This window comes from Muricoccus pecuniae, assembly GCF_014199205.1.
Taxonomy (GTDB): domain Bacteria; phylum Pseudomonadota; class Alphaproteobacteria; order Acetobacterales; family Acetobacteraceae; genus Roseomonas; species Roseomonas pecuniae.
In genome coordinates, this window is the sequence record NZ_JACIJD010000077.1 from 1 (window position 1) to 2081 (window position 2081).

At 68.5% G+C, this 2081-nt stretch carries 2 protein-coding genes and 1 pseudogene; all 3 read right to left on the reverse strand.

The features are described 5' to 3' along the window. Positions 1 to 361: pseudogene (locus tag FHS87_RS23190) on the reverse strand (YsnF/AvaK domain-containing protein); the annotation flags it as partial. Then, positions 358 to 867 (reverse strand): YsnF/AvaK domain-containing protein, encoded by a 510-nt coding sequence (locus tag FHS87_RS23195; protein ID WP_184522258.1) that lies wholly within the window; start codon positions 865 to 867, stop codon positions 358 to 360. The gene FHS87_RS23195 and the pseudogene FHS87_RS23190, both read right to left, overlap by 4 nt. Next, complete coding sequence (locus tag FHS87_RS23200) at positions 857 to 1807, reverse strand: hypothetical protein (protein ID WP_246418657.1); 951 nt, start codon at positions 1805 to 1807, stop codon at positions 857 to 859. Before FHS87_RS23200 ends, FHS87_RS23195 begins: the two co-directional genes overlap by 11 nt. Positions 1808 to 2081 lie beyond the last annotated feature (274 nt).

Sequence of the window (2081 nt, forward strand, 5' to 3'; positions counted from 1 at the left end):
ACCCCGACTGCCGCCACTCCGCCTCCTGGGTATCGAGATCCACGGCGCCGTTGTTCTCGAGGATGTCCATGGCATGGTCCAGCATGCCCTCCTCGACATCGGCCGAGACCACGAACTGCCCGCGCCGGATACCCTCGGCGTAGGTAGCGCGGTCCTCGTCGGGAACAAAGAGGTCCTTCAGCGAGGCCCAGAACCCCGTATCCGCCCCGGCCGAGGTGCTGGCCGACCCGGACGTCGCCGTCTCCGCGGTATGAACCCGGACCTGATCGGACCCGAGGTCGAGGTCGTGGATCAGCTGGCGGATTGCCGCATCAGCTGCAGTGCGATCGCTGAACATGGCGGTAATGGTGCGCGTCATCATGCAGTCTCCTTCGTGTTGTCAGGGGGGTTACCAGCCCATTCCACCGTCCCAGGAGGCGTGTCCGGCCCAGGCGGCAGCCTCTCGACTGTGGCTCGCTGTAGCCGTCGCTCGACGGCCTGCTCCACGGTCTCCTCGCCATCGACAAAGTGCAGCCGGATCTCCTCGCGGAGGATCAGGCGCTTCTCGATAACCAGGATCTCCTCGATCACGGGAACGATGAGAACACCGTTCTCCTCGCGGGTGGCTGGCGCCTCCGCGACCTCCTGATCGATGGCCACGCGCTCCACCTCGGCACGCCGGGTGCGCAGGGTCGTGCGCACGAGCTCCTCGGCCGTCTTCGTCGAGACCGAGACGCGGACGCGCCCGGTTTCGACGGCCCGCTTGCCAAGGCGGAGGCTCTCCTCGACCAGGGGGATGACCTGCTCGGTCGCCTCCCCGGTCAGTTCGACCGGGGAGGGTCGAGCGAAGTTTTCGCCCTGCCCCAGAACGTCCGGGTCAGCCGACACGCGCAGCTCGGAACGTCAGCAGGTCACGGGTACCGCGGCGAGCACCGAGCACCGAGGCCAGGGCCCCCAGGAGCATGATGCCGAAAACCGAGAAGGCGGCGACGGAGGCGCCGGAGGCCGCGGCGTCCGCCGCGCGGCGGGCGGTCTCCTCGGCCTGCCGGGCGGCCTGGGTGGCCTGCTGCTCTGCCTGCTGAACCCGCGCCTGGGCGTCCTGCGGGCTGATGTTGTACTCGGCGGCGACCAGCTGGTTCAGGCGGTCGCGATCCGACTGGGAAAGCTGGCCGTCCGTGACCCGGCGCGTCACCAGCGTGCTCATCTCGGCCTTGCGCTGGTCAGAGGTCATGGCCGTGGGGTTGCCACCGTTGCCGCTCAGCGCGCCCTGCACGCGATCCACCAAGCCCTGCGTAGCGGACTGCAGCGTGCCCGTGTCAGTGCGGTTCGCCACCTGCTGACCCACGGCGGAGACGGCTGACCCGGCACCCCGTGCGGCGCCACCGAGCAGGCTGGAGGCTCCAGCGGTGGCTGTGGAGGCGATGCCGGACACGAGATTGCCCAGCAGGACGGCCGAAATCAGGAAGGTGGTACCCCAGACGGCCAATCCGTGCAGCGTGCCGTCGGTGTTGTCGGAGGTGCCCGACAGCCTGGCCGCCACGTAGCCGCCGACAGCAAGGCCGATCAGGTTCGATACCAGCACCCAGATCGCCGCACCGATCCCGAAGGACGAGGCCGAGGGCGTGTCGCGGGCGGTGGCGTCCACCGCCGTGGCCCCGATCCCGGCACCGAGGGCGTTGAGCATGAGGCCGATGGTCAGCGCCACGACGGCGCCGGCGATGACCGCGCCCCAGGACACACGGGTCGGCAAGGAGGGCGCGCCCTCGGGCAGGACCGCGGTCGCAGCGGCCGTGCGGTCGTGCACGCTCTGCATAGGTGGAATCGACATGAGACTATTTCCTCTTCTTTTCAGATGTCGTCTGGCCCGCATTGCTCTGCTGAGCCGCTCACGGACAATGATCTCTTGGCCCGCTACGCGGCCGAGCCTTTCCGGGCACCGTTCTCGGCTTTGCCCGCCGAGCCTCGAGCCGTATCCCCGACCTTCTCGGCAGCGCCCTCTGCTTCGGCCTTAAAGCTCGGGACAAAACTTGGGTTGAGGCGTTGGGGAGAGATGGCACTCCTCGTCGCTGATGACCTTTGGGCGGTGGTGGAACCGCTGCTGC

Coding starts and splice junctions, on each gene's coding strand:
- FHS87_RS23200 (WP_246418657.1), bottom strand. CDS start 1,807: ATGTCGATTCCACCTATGCAGAGCGTGCACGACCGCACGGCCGCTGCG.